Raw genomic sequence first — 18,888 nt, forward strand, 5'->3', positions numbered from 1 at the left:
GGCTAGTGGCGCGAGTGTACAAGAAGGATTGGGGGGAAGCAGGCTTGCAGCGGGGAAAAGCATTGTTGCAGGGCGGCATTTATTGGCCCTATTTGCCCTGAGCATTGATCGTTTTCCGACAGACATTGTCGGACGAAACATGCACGGTCTACGCTTGACCTGAAAAAAGTGCGCACGATGCGCCACGCTGGAGCCAACTGTCTGATGTCGACACCGCCTGACAAAACACCAAAAGCTACCATCAATCCCCCTGTGTTCTGGATTTCTTCTGTTCTGCTGTTGCTGATCGTGCTCTACGCGAGCGTGTTCCAGGCCCATGCGCAAAGCCTGTTTGCGCACATCCAGGGCTGGATCATCGGCAACGTCAGCTGGTTCTACATCCTGGCCGTAGCAATCATCCTCGGCACCGTGGTGTTCCTCGGCATCAGCCGCTATGGCGACATCAAACTCGGGCCTGACCACAGCACCCCCGACTACAGCAGCACCACCTGGTTTGCCATGCTGTTCTCGGCCGGCATGGGCATCGGCCTGATGTTCTTCGGCGTTGCCGAGCCGGTCATGCACTTTCTCAAGCCGCCCATTGGTGACGGCGGCACGGTCCAGGCGGCGGGGGAGGCGATGCGCATCACCTTCTTCCATTGGGGCCTGCACGCCTGGGCAATCTATGCCATCGTCGCGCTGATCCTGGCCTATTTCAGCTATCGCCAGGGCTTGCCGTTGACCTTGCGCTCGGCGCTGTACCCGCTGATCGGTGAACGCATTTACGGCCCGCTGGGGCATGCCGTGGACATCTTCGCCATCATCGGTACGGTGTTCGGCGTTGCCACTTCGCTGGGCTTTGGCGTGGCGCAGATCAATACCGGGCTCAATGCGCTGTTCGGTGTGCCGGTGTCGACCGGGGTGCAGATCGCCTTGATCATCGGCACCACCTTCCTCGCCACCTTGTCGGTGATGTCTGGCCTGGACAAAGGCATCCGCCGCCTGTCCGAACTGAACCTGGGTTTGGCGGTGCTGCTGTTGCTGATGGTCATGCTGCTGGGGCCGACCGTGTTGATCCTGCAGACCTTCGTGCAAAACACGGGCGGTTACTTGAGCGAGATCGTCAGCCGCACACTCAACCTGTATGCCTACCAGCCAACCGACTGGATCGGCGGCTGGACCTTGTTCTACTGGGGCTGGTGGCTGGCCTGGTCGCCCTTTGTCGGCCTGTTCATTGCGCGGATTTCCCGTGGCCGGACCATTCGTGAGTTCGTCACCGGCGTGCTGCTGGTACCGACCGCGTTTACCCTGCTGTGGATGACCGTGTTCGGCAATACCGCAATCCACATGATCCTCGACGAGGGCCTGACTGACCTGGCCATGGCGGTCGACAAGGACACCTCGCTGGCACTGTTTGCCTTCCTTGAGCACTTCCCGTTCGCCAGCGTGATCAGCACCCTGGCGGTGATCATGGTGGTGGTGTTCTTCGTCACCTCGGCGGATACCGGGGCGATGGTAGTGGACATGCTGGCGTCTGGTGGGCAGGAGAACACCCCGTTGCGCCAGCGCGTGTTCTGGGCGGCGAGCATGGGCCTGGTGGCGATTGCGCTGTTGCTGGCCGACGGCCTCAAGGCGTTGCAGACGGCAACCATCGCCAGTGCATTGCCGTTCACCCTGGCGCTGCTGTTCAGTACCCGCGGGCTGCTCAAGGCGCTCAAGCTGGACGCTACCAAACGTGATCTGCGCTATCAGGCACTGGCGATTTCGCCAACAGCCTCGCGTGCTGCCGGTAACTGGCAACGGCGCCTGCGCACCCTGGCGATGTTCCCGCGGCGTGCCCACGTCGCGCGGTTTATCGCCGACGTTGGCTTGCCAGCATGTGAGGCGGTGGCTGATGAGTGGCGCAGGCAGGGTTATGACTGCAGCGTCGAGCAAGGCAGCGAGGGCAGTGTGATGCTCAAGGTCGGCCCGAGCGAGGGCACCTTCGTCTACGAGATCAGGCCGCAGGCGTATGCCACGCCAAGCTTTGTCACCGCCAGCGATGCGCCGCCGGGCGAGGAGCGCAAGTACTTCCGCGCCGAGGTGCACCTGCGTGAAGGCGGCCAGGACCATGACGTGATGGGCTGGTCCAAGGATGAGGTGATCGGCGACATTCTCGATCACTTTGAGCGGCATATGCATTATCTGCATCTGGTTGGTTGAGGCAGGTCCTGCTCTATACCGGGCAAAAAAAGCCCCGCGGGCCAGGCCTGCGGGGCAAACGGTTGGGGGAGGAGCCAACCAAAGGAGCTGTTGCTAGGCCATCCGCTTTTCAGATACTTGCGCTTAGCTTGAGTACGTCGGGGCCAGCTGCGCTGGCCTTTCGCGACACAAGGCCGCTCCTACAGTGACCGCGTAAGCCGTTGATGCGCGGTCCCTGTAGGAGCGGCCTTGCCGGGGCGCCGGACCGGTCGGAAAGGGGTGCATAGCGCCCCCCAGCGTCATCGCAAACTAGCCACCGCTTCAGGCTGCCAGCCGCCACCCAAAGCCTTGTAGATCGCGACGATGCCGCGATACAACTCGACTTCGCCCTGGGCCTGGGCATCTTCCGCGCTGAGCCGCTCGCGCTCGGCATCCAGCAGTACCAGATAATCCACGGTGCCTTCGCGATAGCGGATCGAAGCCAGGTCGGCGGCCTTGCGGCTGGCATCGCTCTGGCGCATCAAGGCCTGCAAACGCTGTTGGGTCTTGCCGTAATCACTGAATGCATTGGATGACTCTTCCAGCGCCAGCAGCACCTGCTGTTCGTAGGTAGCCAGTGCGCCTTCGGCGTCAGCCTTGGCGCCACGGATGCGCGCACGTACGCTGCCCAGGTCGAACGCTGCCCAGGTGATACTTGGGCCAAGCCCCCAGGCATTGGCTGCGGACGAGCCGATCTGCGAGCCACGCGCGGCGGTGAAGCCAAGGAAGCCACTCAGGCTTACCCGCGGGAACAGGTCGGCGGTCGCTACCCCAACGTTGGCGGTCGCCGCTGCCAACTGGCGCTCGGCGCTGCGAACATCCGGGCGCCGACGCAGCAGTTCAGCAGGGTCGCCGATCGGCAGTGCTTTGGCGATTGCCGGCAGCTGTTTAGGCGACAGATCAACGCTGAGCTGATCCGGGCGCTGGCCGAGCAGAGTGGCGATGCGGTTTTGTGCGCGCACCTGCTGTGCCTGCAGTTGCGGCACGGTGGCCTCGACTGCCGCCAGGCGGGCATCGGCGCGAACCACGTCGAGCTCGTTGCCGACGCCGGCATCGCGCAGGGTCTCGGTAATGCTGCGCGAGTCCTGCTGGGTCTTGAGGTTGGCAAGGGCGATTTTTTCGCGCAACTGCGCGCCACGCAGCTGGCCATAGGCATCGACCAGCTCGGCGATCATGCTCACCTGCAACTGCTGCAGGTCGGCCGCGGCGGCGGCCTCTTGCGCTTCGCTGGCTTCCAGTTGGCGCTGAATGCGGCCGAACAGGTCCAGCTCCCAGGCCATGTCCAGGCCCAGGTCATAGCGTTCGCTGTTGACCCGGCGCTCGGTCTGGCCCGGGATCTGGCCTTTGCCCAGCTCACTGCTGGCACGGCTGCTCACCACCGGCAGGTTGTCGTTGTCGACATCCTCCCGGATCGAGCGCGCCGCCTTGAGCCGGGCGAAGGCCACGCGCAGGTCGCGGTTGCCTTGCAGCGAAGCCAGCACCAGCTGGTTCAGGGTCGGGTCGTCGAACTGCTGCCACCACACGCTTTCGAAGCGGCTACGGTCGAAGGCCTTGACCTGCAACTGGTTGCCCAACTGCGCCGGCTCGGTGTTCGGCGTCTGGTAGTCCGGGCCCACCGCGCAGGCCGCCAGGGCCAGCGCCAACAGGCTCGGGGTCAGTGGTTTGAGGAGGTTCATGCGTGGTTCTCCAGCGGCTTGGCTTGCGCGGCCTTGCGGGCTTCGCGACGCTCGACATAACGGCGGATCAGGACGAAGAACACCGGGGTCAGGAACAGGCCGAACACGGTCACCCCGATCATCCCCGAGAACACTGCCACACCCATCGCATGGCGCATCTCGGCACCGGCGCCGGACGAGAACACCAGCGGCACCACGCCCATGATGAAGGCAATCGAAGTCATCAGGATCGGCCGCAGACGCAGGCGGCAGGCTTCCAATACTGCGGCCAGGGGATTGAGCCCTTCGGCTTGCTTGTCCTTGGCGAACTCGACGATGAGGATGGCGTTCTTGCACGCCAGGCCCACCAGCACGATCAGGCCGATCTGGGTGAAGATGTTGTTGTCACCGCCCGACATGATCACCCCGGTAATCGCCGACAGCAGCGTCATCGGTACGATCAGGATCACCGCCAGCGGCAGGCTCCAGCTTTCGTACTGCGCCGCCAGCACCAGGAACGCCAGCAGTACGCAGAGCGGGAACACCAGCAGCGCGGTGTTGCCAGACAGGATCTGCTGGTAGGTGAGGTCGGTCCACTCGTAAGTCATGCCGTTGGGCAACTCGGCCTTGAGCAGTCTTTCCATAGCCGCCTCGGCCTGGCCGGAGCTGTAGCCTGGGGCGGCGCCACCGTTGATTTCTGCGGTGATGTAGCCGTTGTAGTGCATCACCCGGTCTGGCCCCGAGGTGTCGCTGACCTTGAGGAAGGTCGCCAGCGGGATCATCTCGCCCAGATTGTTACGCACTTTCAGCTGACCGATCTGCTCGGCGTCGAGGCGGAACTGCTGTTCAGCCTGAACGTTGACCTGATAGGTGCGGCCAAAGCGGTTGAAGTCGTTGGTGTACAGCGAGCCCAGGTAGACCTGCAGGGTGTCGAAGATATCGTTGATCGCCACGCCGTGGGTCTTGGCCTTTTCCCGGTCGATATCGGCATCGACCTGCGGCACGTTGACCTGATAGCTGGTGAACAGCCCTGCCAGCTCGGGTACGTTGTGGCTCTTGGCAATGATGTTCTGGGTTTCTTCGTACAGCGCTTCGTAGCCGAGGTTGCCGCGGTCTTCGATCTGCAGGCGGAAGCCGCCAATGGTGCCCAGGCCCTGTACCGGCGGCGGTGGGAAGATCGCGATGTAGGCATCCTGAATATCAGCAAACTGCGCGTTCAACGCAGCCGCGATGGCCGCCGCCGACTGGCTCGGGTCGGTACGCTCTTCAAACGGCTTGAGCGGAGTGAAGACAATGCCGCTGTTGGGGCTGTTGGTGAAGCCGTTGATCGACAGGCCTGGGAAGGCTACCGAGTCGGCCACACCGGGCTGCTTCAGGGCAATCTCGCTCATGCGCTTGATGACGGCTTCGGTGCGGTCGAGGCTGGCCGCGTCGGGCAGTTGGGCGAAGGCGACCAGATACTGTTTGTCCTGCGCCGGGACGAAGCCGGTCGGGGTCGAGGCAAAGCCCAGGTAGGTCAGCGCCATCAGCCCGGCATAGACGAACAGGGCGATGCCGCTGGAGCGGATGACCCGGCCCACGCCGGCCACGTAACGCAGGCTGGCACGCTCGAAGAAGCGGTTGAACGGGTTGAACAACCAGCGCCCGAAAATTCGGTCCAGGGCACGCGAGAAGCGGTCCTTGGGCGCGCCGTGTTCTTGCAGCAATACCGCCGCCAGTGCTGGCGACAGGGTCAGCGAGTTGAAGGCCGAGATCACTGTCGAAATAGCGATGGTCAGGGCGAACTGCTTGTAGAACTGCCCGGTCAGCCCGGAGATGAACGCTGCCGGGATAAACACCGCGCACAGCACCAGCGCCGTAGCGATGATCGGCCCGGTCACTTCACTCATGGCCTTTTGCGTGGCTTCGAGTGGTTTCAGGCCCAGGCCGATATTACGTTCGACGTTTTCCACCACCACGATGGCGTCGTCGACCACGATGCCGATCGCCAGCACCAGGCCGAACAGCGACAGGGCGTTGAGCGAGAAGCCGAACAGATGCATCACGGCAAAGGTGCCGATCAGCGAGACCGGCACGGCCAGCAGCGGAATGATCGAGGCGCGCCAGGTCTGCAGGAACAGAATCACCACCAGCACGACCAGAATCAAAGCTTCGAACAGCGTGTGCACGACGGCTTCGATCGAGCCACGGACGAACACGGTCGGGTCATAGACGATGCTGAAGTCCATCCCTTCGGGGAAGTCCTTTTTCAGCTCGGTCATCTTCGCCCGGACTTCGTCGGAGATTTCGATGGCGTTGGAGCCAGGGCGCTGGAAGATCGGGATCGCCACCGCTGGCTGGTTGTTCAGCAGCGAGCGCAGGGCGTATTGGCTGGAGCCGAGTTCGACCCGGGCAATGTCCTTGAGGCGGGTGATTTCACCATCGGCACCGGCGCGGACGATGATGTTCTCGAACTCTTCCTCACTGACCAGGCGGCCCTGGGTGTTGACCGACAGCTGGAAGCTGGTCGAACCTGGCGCAGGTGGCGCACCGAGCTGGCCGGCAGCGACCTGACGGTTCTGCTCGCGAATCGCCGTGACCACATCGGTGGCGGTCAGGTTGCGCGAGGCAGTCTTGTTCGGATCGAGCCAGACCCGCAGCGAGTAGTCGCCCATGCCGAACAGCTGCACGTCACCGACGCCGCCCAGGCGGGCCAGCTCATCCTTGATGTTGAGGATGGCGTAGTTGGACAGGTAGAGCATGTCGTAGCGCTGATCCGGCGAGGTCAAGTGCACGACCATGGTCAGGTCGGGCGAAGCCTTGTCGACAGTGATACCAATGCGCGTGACTTCTTCGGGCAGCTTGGGCTGGGTCCGGGTGACGCGGTTCTGCACCTGTACCTGGGCGTTGTCCAGGTCAGTGCCCAGGGCGAAGGTGATGGTCAGGGTCAGCTTGCCGTCGGCGGTCGACTGCGAGGACATGTAGAGCATGTTCTCGACACCGGTAATGGCCTGTTCCAGTGGCGCGGCAACGGTGTCGCCGATGACCTTGGGGTTGGCCCCGGGGAAGTTGGCGCGTACCACAACCGTAGGCGGGACCACTTCGGGGTATTCGCTGATCGGCAGTTGGAACAGCGCAATCGAGCCCGCGATCAGCAGGATCAGCGACAGCACGGCGGCGAAGATCGGCCGGGTAATAAAGAATTTGGAGAAGTTCATCGGTGTCGTCCCTTAACCGCGCGGTGCCTGGGCACTGGCGACTTTCACACTGGGGCCGGCCACGCGCGGCGCCGGGTTGCTGGCTTCCAGCGCCTGACGCTGCTGGGCGAGGTTAGTCAGGGTCTGCTCACTGGCCATGGCGCTCTCTTCTGGAGTCACCTGGGAGCCTGGGCGCACCCGCTGCAGGCCCTTGACGACGATGCGCTCGTCCTTGTTCAAGCCGCTGCGGACGATGCGCAGGCCTTCAAGCTTGGGGCCCAGCTCAACGGCGCGGTAGGCAGCCTTGTTGTCCTGGTCCATGACCAGCACGAACTTCTTGCCAAGGTCGGTGCCGACCGCTTCGTCGTTGATCAGCACTGCGTCGTACTTGGCGCTGCCGACCAGCTTCAGGCGGGCGTACAGGCCCGGGGTGAACTGGCCGTCAGTGTTGTCGAACACGGCGCGGCCGCGGATGGTGCCGGTGCGCGGATTGACCTGGTTGTCGACGAAGTTCATCTGGCCCAGGTGCGGGTTGCCGGTTTCATTGGTCAGGCCCAGGTACACCGGAGTGCTCTGGCCACGTTGGCCTTCACGCGCCAGCTGGGTGTACTTGAGGTACACGCGCTCGTCGGCGTCGAAATAGGCATAAACCTTGTCGGTGGACACCACCGAGGTCAGCGGGGTGACATCGGCGCTGACGATGTTGCCGGCGGTGAACTCGGCGCGGCTGACCCGGCCGCTGATCGGCGCGGTGACCCGGGTAAAGCTCAGGTTGAGGCGGGCGAGGTCCAGTTGTGCCTGGATCGCGGCAACCCCGGCGCGGGCTTCGGCGGCGGCGCTGCTGCGCGACTCGGCCAGCTCGGCGGAGATGGCGTTGCTGTCACGCAGACGCTCGCCGCGGCGGGCTTCGTTTTCGCTGCGCTGGGCGCTGGCGCGGGCTTGTTGCAGTTGTGCTTCGAGGCGGCGGACTTCGGCCTGGAACGGGCGCGGGTCGATCTGGAACAACAGGTCGCCCTTTTTCACCTGGGCGCCTTCGGTGAAGGCCACCTGATCGATCTGGCCCGATACCCGTGGGCGGACTTCGACGGTTTCTGGCGCTTCGAGGCGCCCGGTGAACTCGTCCCACTCGTTGATCGGTTGCTCGATCACCTTGGCCACGGTGACCTTCGGCGCGGTCGGAGCCTGCACGGCGTCTGGGGTACGGCCGCAGGCGCTGATCACCAGCACTGCCAGGGCAGCGAGGGGATAACGCAAGGGTTTGAGTGATTGTTCCATGGAGAAATCCGCCAATGTATATGGATAGTGGGGCGGATTCTGCGCGGCGCGCGGGTGGGGAACGAATCGAATGCGCCGAAGGTTATTATCATCCAGAATGATAAACCCACTGCCGCCATCGATACTGCGCATGGCCAGCATGCGGCGCTGAGGCGCGGATAGGCAAAATAACGTCTGGCCTTAGGCAAATGCTTGCCCGGCCAGCGGCGCTGCAGCAAGGGGCTGAGGTAAGGTAGCAGGGATAAATCAGAGCGCGCCGCCGACGGCGCCCCAGAGGTGCCTGTGGCTTCCTATACCTTGCGTCAGTTGAAGTATTTCGTCACCACGGTGGAGGCCGGCAGCGTTGCCGAGGCTTCGCGCCAGTTGTATATCGCCCAGCCGTCGATCTCTACCGCGATCAAGAACCTGGAAGAGAGTTTTGGCGTGCAGCTGTTTATCCGCCATCACGCCCAGGGCGTGTCGCTGACGCCCAGCGGCAAGCGTTTCTACGCCAAGACCAAGTCGCTGCTGCAGATGGCCCACGAGTTCGAGCAGAACGCACTGGCCGACAACGACACGGTGGCTGGGCAGATCGACATCGGTTGTTTTGAAACGGTGGCACCGCTGTATCTGCCGCGTTTGATCGCTGGGTTTCGCGAGCGTTATCCGGGGGTCGACATTCGCCTGCGCGACGGTGAACAGCAGGAGCTGATCCAGGGGCTGACTGCTGGCACCTTTGACCTGGCGTTTCTCTACGACCATGACCTGGATGGCACCATCGAGGCCGAGCCGTTGATGGCACCCCAGAAACCATACGTGTTGTTGCCGGAGAAGCACCGCTTTGCGGGTCAGGCGCAGGTGTCGTTACGCGATTTGTGCCCAGAACCGATGATCCTGCTCGACGTCGCGCCGAGCAGGACCTACTTCGTTAGCCTGTTCAATGAGTTGGGGCTGACGCCGAATATCGTATTCAGCTCGCCGTCGATCGAGATGGTGCGGGGGATGGTCGGGCAGGGGTTTGGTTTTTCGCTGCTGGTGACTCGGCCGCATTCCGAGTGCACCTACGATGGCCAGCGGCTGGTCACGGTCGACATTGCCGAGCCAGTCGAGCTGTCCGGGTTGGCCGCAGCGCACTTGAAACGGGTGCAGTTGACCAAGCCGGCGCAGTTGTTTGTCGAGTTTTGCCGTGAGCAGTTGGCCAGCCTTTAGGGTGTGGGGCCGCAACGCGGCCCCAGCAACTTCAGCTACGCCGCTCAGTCCGGCACCACCGCAATCACATCGATCTCCATCAGCCACTCAGCCTGCGCCAACCCGGCGACCACCAGCCCGGTGGAAATCGGGAACACGCCCTTGAGCCATTTGCCGACCTCCTGATACACCGGCTCGCGGAAGCGCGGATCGGTGATGTAGGTGGTGGTCTTGACGATGTGCGACATGTCCGAGCCGGCTTCTTCAAGCAGCTGCTTGACGTTCTTCATGGCCTGCTCGGCCTGGGCACGCGGGTCGCCCAGCCCGACCAGGCGGCCTTCGAAGTCGGTACCGACCTGGCCGCGCACATACACGGTGTTGCCGGCGCGCACCGCCTGGCACAGGTCATTGTCGAGCGACTGGTTAGGGTAGGTGACCTTGGTGTTGAACATCCGTACGCGGGTATGAGTAGGCATCAGTGGGCTCCGAGGGTGCTGACGTTGTGAGGTTGGGCGGCGGCATCGGCGTCGCGCTGATGACGGTCGCGGTAGGCCAGGTAAGTGCGTTGCGTGGCGATATGGCCGGCGACGTGCTTGGCGTCGTGCCACACCCCCCAGATAAACGACGAGCCGCGCCGCGACAGCCACGGCAGGCCGAGGAAGTACACCCCAGGCTCCTGCGACACGCCGCGTTGATGTACTGGCTTGTCGTTGCTGTCGAATGCATTGACTTGCAGCCAGCTGAAGTCGACGCCGTAGCCGGTGGCCCAGATGACGCTGGTGACGCCGGCCGCGATCAGGTCCAGTTGCAGGACCGGTTCGCTGATGCAGGCCGGGTCGGGCAGGCGCTTGCGGGCTTCGGGTTCTTCCGGCAGGTCCAGGCCGTTGCGCTCGATGTAAGCATCGGCGGCGTCGAGCAGGGCCAGGTAGTTTTCGTCGCCGCGGCGAATGTTGTCGGCCAGGTTGTTCTGGAATGTGGCGACACCGTTGTCGAATGAATCGGTCAGGCCGACCAGGGTCATGCCTTGGTGGGCGAGGGCGCGGAAGTCCACCGTGTGGCCGCCACGGGCGCCGCTGACGGCGATGGTCACGTGCTCACGGCCAGGTTTGGCGTTTTCTGCATCCCATTCGCCCAGTACCCCCAGCCACCAGCAGAAGTCGCGGTTGCGGTAGGCGCGCGGCGGGCGGTCGTGGGCGCCGACCGAGAGGTACACCTTGCGCCCGGCACGCATCAGCTCTTCGGCGATCTGTACGCCGGAAGAGCCCGCGCCTACTACCAGTACCGCACCTTCAGGGAGCTGCTCAGGGTTGAAGTAGGCGGCAGAGTGGATCTGCTGCAGGCGTGGGTCCTGCGGGGCAATGGCGGGGATGACCGGGCGCTGGAACGGGCCGGTGGCAGCCACTACGCGGTTGGCGTGGATGGTGCCCTGGTTGGTCTCGATGACAAAGCCTGGGCAGTCGGCATTGCGCACGACCTTCTTCACTTCAACGCCAGTGCGTACCGGCAGATTGAATTTACGTACATAGCGCTCGAAGTAATCGGCCACCTGCTCCTTGCCGGCGAAAGCGTCGGCGTCCAGGTCGAATTCCAGGCCGGGGAAACGGTCGTGCCAGACCGGGCCGTTGGCTACCAGCGAGTCCCAGCGGCCGCTGCGCCAGGCCTCGGCAATGCGGTTGCGCTCCAGCACCAGATGCGGCACGCCGAGTTTGCTCAGGTGTTCGCTCATGGCGACCCCGGCCTGGCCGGCGCCGACGATCAGCGTGTCGATTTCGATGTTGTTCAATGTCATGTTCGAGCCCTTCTTGGAAGGCGATTTGATCAGGTCGGTGGGAGACCGCCTTTGCCTGGGGCCAGACTAGGGACTGCTCAATAGCGGCGAAAATACTATTTAGCTGGGGCTTGCCGATAAATTGGCGAAGGCCAGGTGCAGCAAGGGCTGCAGCGCGGTTTGGCAGTGCTGTCAGGGTGATTTTGTTGGCCGTGAGTTTTTTCCTGTGCAGGGGCAACAAAAAAGGTCGTTTCGTGGGCTGGGCGGGCTGTCCAGAATGCTCGGTATTGAGTGGCGGGCAGTTGTCTTCCGCCTGGTTTTCGCCTGATACAGGAGCTGCACCATGACCTTTTCCATCATTGGCCGCTGCGCCGAAACCGGCCAGCTTGGTATCGCCATCAGTTCTTCCAGCATCGCGGTAGGCGCCCGCTGCCCATGGGTGCGCGCTGGGGTCGGTGCAGTTGCCAGCCAGAACATCACCCTGCCTGCCCTTGGCCCGCAGATTCTTGATGCGCTGGAGCGAGGCCAGCTACCACCCGCTGCACTGGACCAGGTGTTGACGGCCAACGGCTGGAGTGAATACCGCCAGGTCACGGTGATCGACAGTCATGGCCAGGTCGCGCTGTTCTCTGGCAAGCAGGCCTTGGGCGTACACAATGCCGTGGCCGGTGAGCAGTGCGCGGCGGCGGGCAATCTGCTCGCTTCGCAGCAGGTGATCCAGGCCATGGTCGACGCCTTCGAGCAGGCCGGTGGGCACCTGGCGGATCGCTTGCTGGCCGCCATGCACGCGGCTGTCGCGGCAGGTGGCGAGGCCGGGCCGATCCATTCGGCGGCGTTGAAGATTGCCGGTGAGCTGACCTGGCCGCTGGTTGATCTGCGTGTGGACTGGGCCGAGCACGACCCGATTGGCCAGCTCGATGGTCTCTGGCAAGCCTACCGGCCGCAGATGAACGACTACGTGACCCGCGCACTCGATCCGACCCGTGCACCGAGTTACGGAGTGGCGGGCGATGAATGAGCTGAGCAGCCAGCAGCTGTTGGGGCGGCTGATCGGCTTTGCCACGGTCAGCCGTGATTCGAACCTGCAACTGATCGGCTTCATTCGTGATTACCTGGCTGAGCTGGGGGTAGCGAGTGAGCTGTTTTTCAACGCCGAGGGCACCAAGGCCAATCTGTTCGCCAGCATCGGCCCGACCGATCGCGGCGGTGTGGTGCTGTCGGGGCATACCGACGTGGTGCCGGTCGATGGCCAGGCGTGGAGCGTCGACCCGTTTGTCATGACCGAACGCGATGGCCGCTTGTATGGTCGCGGCACGGCGGACATGAAGGGGTTTATCGCCTCGGTACTGGCGGCGGTCCCGGCGTTTCTCGCGCAGCCGCTGCACACGCCGGTGCATCTGGCATTTTCCTATGACGAGGAAGTCGGCTGCCTGGGCGTGCGGTCGATGCTCGACGCCTTGGCCCAGCGGCCGCACAAACCGCGTTTGTGCCTGATTGGTGAGCCGACCGAGCTGAAACCGGTGCTTGGCCATAAGGGCAAGCTGGCGATGCGTTGCCAGGTGCATGGCGCGGCCTGTCATTCGGCCTATGCACCTTACGGGGTGAATGCCATCGAGTATGCGGCGCGGATGATCGGCAAGTTGGGCGAGATTGGGCAGGCGTTGGCCGAGGATCAGGATGCGCGTTTCGATCCGCCGTTTTCGACGGTGCAGACGGGGGTCATCAAAGGTGGCCGGGCATTGAATATCGTGCCTGAGGAATGTGAGTTCGACTTTGAAGTGCGGGCGTTGCCGGGGTTTGCTGCAGAGACTGTGGCGGATCAGTTGCAGGCCTACGCCGAGGCCGAGTTGCTGCCGCTGATGCGGGCGGTGAGTGCCGCGAGTGATATTCGACTGTGGCCTTTGAGTGCGTATCCTGGGTTGGCTACGGCGGCTGATAGCGAGGCTGCGCGGTTGGTGGCGTTGCTCAGTGGGTCGAGTGAGTTTGGCACGGTGGCGTTTGGGACTGAGGGAGGGTTGTTTGATCAGGCGGGGATAGCGACGGTGGTATGTGGGCCAGGGAGCATGGAGCAGGGGCATCGGCCGGATGAGTTTGTCAGTGTGGCGCAGTTGCTGGGATGTGATGCGATGTTGTTGCGGTTGGTGGACTATTTGCGGGGTTGATGGGCGGCGGACTGGGCTGCCTAGCGGGGCTGCTATCTCGGGAGGCTCAATATGGTAGTGAGCTTATCCATTTGATTTATAGGCCCTTTTCGCATTTAAGGGGAGTCACTTTTTTAGCAAACGCCCCAAAAAACTAACCGAAAAAGGGCTTGGCTCCACATCCGGCCCCCTTCGCTTCGCTGCAGGGTTGCCTCGTTCCAGTCTTGCTCCTGAGTCGCCGGTGGATCAAGAGCAAGATCAAGACTCAAATCGAGATTAATCTCCGAAAACGTTGAAAGGGATGGCCGTTAGGGCGAAAGGACCTGATCATCCGCCACCCAAACAAGATCAGAAGCTGGCCTTGACCTGCAATCCCACCACCAGCGCATTATCGATATCAGTCCCGGAAAACGCTCCAGGCTCGATGATGTACTGCACGTCCGGCCGCAGATTCAGCCAGGGCGTGGCCTGATATCCATAGCTCAGCTCGATCAACTGCTCAGCACTGTCGATATTCGGGAACTCGCGATCACTGCCAGCAGCGGCATCCTCCAGCACATCCCGACTACGTGGATTCGGCACTGCTCGGCCATAGCCCAACGACAAGGTGTCCCGCGGGCGGCCTGCAAACGGCTGGTACAGCACCACGCCCGTGCCATACCACTTGGTAAACGGCGATGCCGCCTTGCTCGACGCCGAGTATTGACCAAACGCATGCAGGCTACGGCCGGCCAGGGCGGGGTCATTCCATACCGCCTGATCAATCAACAGGTAGTGCCCACCTCGGCCAGCCACTTCGTCATCACTGCCAATGCGTTTGACGTTGGAGCTGTCGTAGTAGTAACCCAGCTTGTACTCACCCGGCAGTTCGCCTCGCAGTTTGTACACCAGCTCCACCGGCACCACCGTGCCTGTGGTGTGCTTGGGGCCCAGCTTCCAGGCACGGCTGGAATTGCCGTTGCTTTCGGGATCAACGTTGAACGCCGCCACGCGCACTTGCCAGGCTGGCGAAAGGTCATATTTGACCCGCGCACCGAGCCGCGCATTGGGGTAGTTGGTCCAGCCACTGCCGCCGGACATGTTCAGCGGATGGCCGCAGAAACCGGCGTTCATGAAGTTGCACAGGATGCCGCTGTCGAGGCCGCCGAGGTCGTTGCCCATGGCCATGTAGCCGAGCTTGATGTTCAGCGCGGGAGTGAAGTTGCGTTCGTAGCTGAGCTCAGTCAGGCGTGTGTACAGGCCGCCGAAGTTTTCCTGGATCGGCAGGCGGTTGCCTACCAGTTCCTCCGAGGCGCTGTGGCCGCGGCGGTCGTTAATGCTCAGTTGGACCTTGCCGGCGTTATCCACCCCATACAAGCGGGACAAGTCGAACTGCACGCCCAGCTTGATGTTCTGCGAATAGCGCGCCGAGCGGTGCAGGCCGCCATCAGCGTTGTAGGCGGTCTCGCCGCTGTAGTCGGCACTGAACTTGACGCCATCGTCTTCAAGTTGATGGCGCAAACCGCCCCAGTCACCACTGAGGGTGCTGCGCTGGAGCAGATCGGCTTCGGCCATGGCGCCGTTGCTGGCCAGTACCAGCAGCAGGCTGGCGGTGATGCGGGTAGGGGTAAAACGGAACACGGAGGACATTGCGCAGCTTTCCTGGGAATCGCGAGGTGGTGATAAATAGCGCCGCTGAAAGCATGAGGCCGCTCCTGCAAAGGGTATGCAGGAGCGGCCTCATGCCGCACGGAAGTGACGCGCGTTATGGCAAGGCGTAGGCCATTACATAATCGCCACGGTCGGTCGACTGGCGGGCACCGCCAGCGGTGACGACCACGTATTGCTTGCCGGTCTTGGGCGAGACGTAGGTCATCGGGCCACCCTGGCTGCCGACGGGCAGGCGGGCTTTCCAGACCTCCTCACCGTTGCCGCTGTTGAAAGCGCGCAGGTAGAAGTCCTGGGTGCCGGCGATGAACACCAGGCCGCCTTGGGTCGACAAGGTGCCACCCAGCGTCGGCAGGCCAACCTTGATCGGCAGGTGCATGCGGATGCCGAGCGGGCCGGTGTCTTCAACGGTGCCGACCGGCACTTGCCAGGCGACCTGGCGGGTCTTCATGTCGATCGCGGTCAGGGTGCCGAATGGTGGCGCCTGGCAAGGGATGCCGGCAATCGACAGGAAGCGGTTCTTGTTCACCGCGTACGGCGTGCCTTTCAGCGGTACCGCGCCCATGCCGGTGTTCAGCGCTTCGCCACCACCGGCGGCTTTGCCCTGGTTCTGCGACGGGATCATCTGGACCCACAGCCCCAGGCGCATGTCGTTGACGAAGATGAAGCCATGCACCGGATCGGTGGAGATGCTGCCCCAGTTCATGCCGCCCAGCGAGCCCGGGAAGCTCAGCGACAGGTCGGTGCCTGGCGCGGTATAGAGGCCGTCGTAGCGCATCTTCTTGAAGTCGATGCGGCACAGCAATTGGTCATACGGGGTTGCGCCCCACATGTCCGATTCGGTCAGGGTCTGCGCGCCGATCTGCGGCATGCCGACTGACTTCGGTTGGGTCGGCGAGTACGGTTCGTTGGGGATGTTGCCTGGCTTGACCGGCACTTCGTCGACCTGGGTCAGCGGTTTGCCAGTGGCACGGTCGAGCACGTAGATCTGCCCGGCCTTGGTGCCGATCACCACCGCAGGGACGGTCTGGCCGTCGTCCTTGGTGAAGTCGATCAGGCTCGGCTGCATCGGCAGGTCGAAGTCCCACAGGTCGTTGTGGACGGTCTGGTAGACCCACTTCTCGTTACCGGTGGTAGCGTCCAGCGCCAGTACCGATGCGCCGTAGGTGTGGTCGAGCTTGCTGCGTTCTACACCATAGATGTCGGTGGAAGACGAACCCATCGGCAGGAACACGGTGTTCATTGCCGGGTCGTAGGACATCGGCGCCCAGCTGTTCGGCGTGCTGCGCACGTAGGTGCTGCCGTCAGTCGGGGCGTTACGGTCTTCAGGGTTGCCTGGGTCGAAGGCCCAGCGCATTTGCCCGGTGATCACGTCAAAACCACGGATCACGCCACCTGGCATGTCGGTCTGGACGTTGTCGGCAACACGCCCGCCAACCACCACGGTGGTGCCGGCCATCAGCGGTGCCGAGGACAGCTGATAGTACGAATCCGGGACATCACCCAGGCCCGCCATCAGGTTGACCTGGCCGTTGTTGCCAAAGCCTTGGCAGAACTCGCCGGTATCCGCGTCGACTGCAATCAAGCGACCGTCGATGGTGTTGGTCAGCAGGCGGCGCTGGCAGTTGGCGCCAGGGGCAACCGTGGCTGCAACGACCGGCGAGCTGTTCGGCTGGGAGGGCTGGGCCAGCGGCGCGCTAGCGTCGAAGTAGGCCATGCCACGGCAACGCTGCCAGACTTTCGACTGGGCGTTGATGGTGTTTTTCCACAGCTCCTTGCCGGTGTCGGCGTCGAGTGCGATCAGGTTGTTGTGCGGGGTGCAGATGAACACCTTGTTGCCGACCTGCAATGGGGTCAGCTGGTCTTCGGCACCGTTGCCGTCGCTGAGGGCGACATCACCGGTGTGGTAGGTCCAGGCGACCTGCAGCTTGTCGACGTTGCCACGGTTGATCTGGTCGAGGGCGGCGAAGCGGCTGCCACCTTCGGTATTGCCGTAGTGAGCCCAGTCTTTCTGCGCTTGCGCAGGTTCGACGGCGGTCAACCCCGGGCCTTTGCCAGTTGGGGCAACGCTTGGGTGGGCGACGAACATGTTGCCGGCCGCGACCACGACTGCTACCGCCATGACGCCAGCGACGGCGTAGGCGCCGCGGCCAGTGGCGGTGCCGTTGGCGCGGGCCAGCAGCGGGTACACCAGCGCGACTACGGTGCCGATCACGGCAAACATGAACAGGCGCGAGAACAGCGGCCAGAACACCAGGCCGGTGTCGAGCACTGCCCACAGCGCGGTGCCGAGCAGGAACGCGGCATACAGCCAGGCGCCGGCGACCTTGCGGCGGGCGATGAGGATACCGGCGATGGCCATGGCCAGGCCGCCGATCAGGAAGTACCAGGAGCCGCCCAGACCGGCCAGCTTGATGCCGCCGGCAGCCAGCAGCAGGCCGAGCAGGGCGATGATCACGCCCAGGCCAACCAGAATGATTTTCGAGGCGCCTGAGGCGCGCGGTGAGTCGTTCATGCCAAGGATCTCGCAGGTGGAATACGCGGAGTTTAAGCCCTTAGCAAGCTAATTAACAAGTTGGTACATTTGCCCTTGAGGCCTATTGTCGCAGGGCTGAGCTTGCCAAGATGCCTCGAAAAGCTTAGATCAAGTCGCCAACTTCAGCTTAAAAACGGCAAAATCAATAATGTGAAAATTTCGCGAAAAAGCTTGATCTGGCTTTGTCGAGGTAGATTTTTGCGTCTGCCCGCTGCGGTCAAGCTGGCGGACTGGTCAGGTAAGGCTGGCCGTGATTGCACCCAGGCTCCATTTGGAGCAAGGTTGGCCGATTTGGCGGACATCAACTGCGATGGACAAGCTGCTGGCAATCAAGGCCTTCATGGCAACCGTCGACGCGCGCGGCTTTTCGGCTGCAGCGCGTAACCTTGGGGTCGCCACCTCTTCAGTGACGCGCCTGGTCGATGCCCTGGAGGCTGAACTGGGCGCCGCCTTGCTCAACCGCTCCACCCGGCAAGTCAGCCTGACCGAGGCGGGCGCCAGTTATTACCAGCGCTGCCGCGAGGTGCGCGAGGCATTGGCCGAGGCCGATGCCAATGTCGGCGACCGTGGCGAGGAGCCCGTCGGGGTGCTGCGTTTGTGCCTGCCCGTCGAGTTCGGCCGGCGGGTGATAGCGCCGCATCTGGGGCGCTTTCTCGCCGCGCATCCGGGGCTTGAGCTGGACATCGACCTGAGTGATCGCTTCGATGACCTGCTCGAGGGTCGCTACGATGTGAGTATTCGCCTGGGCGAGGCCGCGCCCAACGACGAACTGATCTGCCGTCCGCTCGGACGCTTTCAGCGCTGGCTGGTGGCAAGCCCCGCGTACCTCGCCGGGCACGCGCCGCTGGAGCATCCACGAGGACTCAATGAACACGCCTGCCTGCGTTTTCGCTATGGGCAGTCCGCACGGCCCTGGCGCCTGTCACGTGACGAGCAGACGCTGGAGCTGGATATCAGCGGGCCGCTGCGCAGCAGTAACGCCGATGTGCTGCGCGAAGCTGCACTGAGTGGCGCCGGCATTGCCTTGCTGGCCGACTGGCTGGTGCGCGAAGACTTCGCCGCCGGGCGTTTGCTGCGGCTGTTGCCTGATTGGCAGATCAGCCCCGGCTCCGCCAGCAACGCGATCAATGCCCTGTACCTGCCCAACCACCGCGGCTCACGCCGGGTACAGGCGTTTGTCGGCTTTTGCGAGGCACTGCTGGGCGAGTGAGGGCAGGGCGTTGCGCTACGCGCAAAGACCCCTTGCGCAGCCGCTGGATTCTCTTGCCCTGCACCGCTGGGTAACGTGCACAGCATCTTCCCTGATCATCCACCGAGGCACCTG

At 63.1% G+C, this 18,888-nt stretch carries 12 protein-coding genes; 5 read left to right on the forward strand and 7 right to left on the reverse strand.

The genetic code is table 11. From position 1 onward, the window contains the following. The first annotated feature begins 204 nt into the window (after positions 1-204). Positions 205-2,181: a BCCT family transporter gene (locus IDM28_RS09340; protein WP_101318727.1), complete on the forward strand. Its 1,977-nt coding sequence runs from the start codon at positions 205-207 to the stop codon at positions 2,179-2,181. Between the two features lie 278 nt (positions 2,182-2,459). Here IDM28_RS09340 and IDM28_RS09345 read toward each other — a convergent pair whose 3' ends face one another. From IDM28_RS09345 to mexE, 3 genes are read right to left on the reverse strand one after another with little or no spacing between them, the layout of a single operon-like run. After that, entirely contained in the window at positions 2,460-3,875 is a 1,416-nt protein-coding gene (locus IDM28_RS09345) for an efflux transporter outer membrane subunit (RefSeq protein ID WP_188035777.1), read from the reverse strand. Further along, positions 3,872-7,051, reverse strand: a complete 3,180-nt coding sequence (locus IDM28_RS09350; RefSeq protein WP_101318731.1) for an efflux RND transporter permease subunit — start codon at positions 7,049-7,051, stop codon at positions 3,872-3,874. The genes IDM28_RS09345 and IDM28_RS09350 overlap by 4 nt, the downstream gene beginning before the upstream one ends. 12 nt (positions 7,052-7,063) lie before the next feature. Continuing rightward, positions 7,064-8,305 (reverse strand): multidrug efflux RND transporter periplasmic adaptor subunit MexE, encoded by a 1,242-nt coding sequence (mexE, locus tag IDM28_RS09355; RefSeq protein ID WP_101318733.1) that lies wholly within the window; start codon positions 8,303-8,305, stop codon positions 7,064-7,066. A 282-nt stretch (positions 8,306-8,587) separates the two neighbouring features. Here mexE and IDM28_RS09360 point away from each other — a divergent pair, with 282 nt between their 5' ends. After that, on the forward strand, positions 8,588-9,493 hold the full coding sequence (locus IDM28_RS09360; RefSeq protein WP_101318735.1) for a LysR family transcriptional regulator: 906 nt from the start codon (positions 8,588-8,590) through the stop codon (positions 9,491-9,493). A 44-nt stretch (positions 9,494-9,537) separates the two neighbouring features. Here the strand turns inward: IDM28_RS09360 and IDM28_RS09365 are convergent, their stop codons facing one another. Both IDM28_RS09365 and IDM28_RS09370 read right to left on the reverse strand, forming a co-directional pair. Beyond that, on the reverse strand, positions 9,538-9,948 hold the full coding sequence (locus IDM28_RS09365) for a RidA family protein (RefSeq protein ID WP_101318737.1): 411 nt from the start codon (positions 9,946-9,948) through the stop codon (positions 9,538-9,540). Further along, on the reverse strand, positions 9,948-11,261 hold the full coding sequence (locus tag IDM28_RS09370) for a flavin-containing monooxygenase (RefSeq protein ID WP_188035778.1): 1,314 nt from the start codon (positions 11,259-11,261) through the stop codon (positions 9,948-9,950). Before IDM28_RS09370 ends, IDM28_RS09365 begins: the two co-directional genes overlap by 1 nt. Positions 11,262-11,583: 322 nt before the next feature. Here IDM28_RS09370 and IDM28_RS09375 point away from each other — a divergent pair, with 322 nt between their 5' ends. After that, positions 11,584-12,258, forward strand: a complete 675-nt coding sequence (locus IDM28_RS09375; RefSeq protein ID WP_188035779.1) for a DUF1028 domain-containing protein — start codon at positions 11,584-11,586, stop codon at positions 12,256-12,258. Beyond that, positions 12,251-13,402, forward strand: a complete 1,152-nt coding sequence (gene argE / locus IDM28_RS09380) for an acetylornithine deacetylase (protein ID WP_188035780.1) — start codon at positions 12,251-12,253, stop codon at positions 13,400-13,402. Before IDM28_RS09375 ends, argE begins: the two co-directional genes overlap by 8 nt. A 327-nt stretch (positions 13,403-13,729) precedes the next feature. On the opposite strand, the gene IDM28_RS09385 is transcribed toward argE, so the two are convergent. Next, positions 13,730-15,010: a carbohydrate porin gene (locus tag IDM28_RS09385; RefSeq protein WP_150569485.1), complete on the reverse strand. Its 1,281-nt coding sequence runs from the start codon at positions 15,008-15,010 to the stop codon at positions 13,730-13,732. Positions 15,011-15,125: 115 nt separating this feature from the next. Continuing rightward, positions 15,126-17,543 carry a glucose/quinate/shikimate family membrane-bound PQQ-dependent dehydrogenase gene (locus tag IDM28_RS09390; RefSeq protein ID WP_101318749.1) on the reverse strand — a complete coding sequence of 806 codons (2,418 nt, stop codon included), beginning with the start codon at positions 17,541-17,543 and terminating at the stop codon, positions 15,126-15,128. 331 nt (positions 17,544-17,874) lie between these two features. Here IDM28_RS09390 and IDM28_RS09395 point away from each other — a divergent pair, with 331 nt between their 5' ends. Beyond that, entirely contained in the window at positions 17,875-18,774 is a 900-nt protein-coding gene (locus IDM28_RS09395) for a LysR family transcriptional regulator (RefSeq protein ID WP_188035781.1), read from the forward strand. Positions 18,775-18,888: the final 114 nt, after the last annotated feature.

The organism is Pseudomonas sp. EZ-C24 (assembly GCF_014525325.1).
Taxonomy (GTDB): domain Bacteria; phylum Pseudomonadota; class Gammaproteobacteria; order Pseudomonadales; family Pseudomonadaceae; genus Aquipseudomonas; species Aquipseudomonas shirazensis.

Excerpts from the sequence above, each read along its gene's own strand:
- IDM28_RS09340 (WP_101318727.1), top strand. The coding sequence starts at position 205 with ATGTCGACACCGCCTGACAAAACACCAAAAGCTACCATCAATCCCCCT.
- IDM28_RS09345 (WP_188035777.1), bottom strand. The coding sequence starts at position 3,875 with ATGAACCTCCTCAAACCACTGACCCCGAGCCTGTTGGCGCTGGCCCTG.
- IDM28_RS09350 (WP_101318731.1), bottom strand. The coding sequence starts at position 7,051 with ATGAACTTCTCCAAATTCTTTATTACCCGGCCGATCTTCGCCGCCGTG.
- mexE (WP_101318733.1), bottom strand. The coding sequence starts at position 8,305 with ATGGAACAATCACTCAAACCCTTGCGTTATCCCCTCGCTGCCCTGGCA.
- IDM28_RS09365 (WP_101318737.1), bottom strand. The coding sequence starts at position 9,948 with ATGCCTACTCATACCCGCGTACGGATGTTCAACACCAAGGTCACCTAC.
- IDM28_RS09370 (WP_188035778.1), bottom strand. The coding sequence starts at position 11,261 with ATGACATTGAACAACATCGAAATCGACACGCTGATCGTCGGCGCCGGC.
- IDM28_RS09375 (WP_188035779.1), top strand. The coding sequence starts at position 11,584 with ATGACCTTTTCCATCATTGGCCGCTGCGCCGAAACCGGCCAGCTTGGT.
- argE (WP_188035780.1), top strand. The coding sequence starts at position 12,251 with ATGAATGAGCTGAGCAGCCAGCAGCTGTTGGGGCGGCTGATCGGCTTT.
- IDM28_RS09385 (WP_150569485.1), bottom strand. The coding sequence starts at position 15,010 with ATGTCCTCCGTGTTCCGTTTTACCCCTACCCGCATCACCGCCAGCCTG.
- IDM28_RS09390 (WP_101318749.1), bottom strand. The coding sequence starts at position 17,543 with ATGAACGACTCACCGCGCGCCTCAGGCGCCTCGAAAATCATTCTGGTT.
- IDM28_RS09395 (WP_188035781.1), top strand. The coding sequence starts at position 17,875 with ATGGACAAGCTGCTGGCAATCAAGGCCTTCATGGCAACCGTCGACGCG.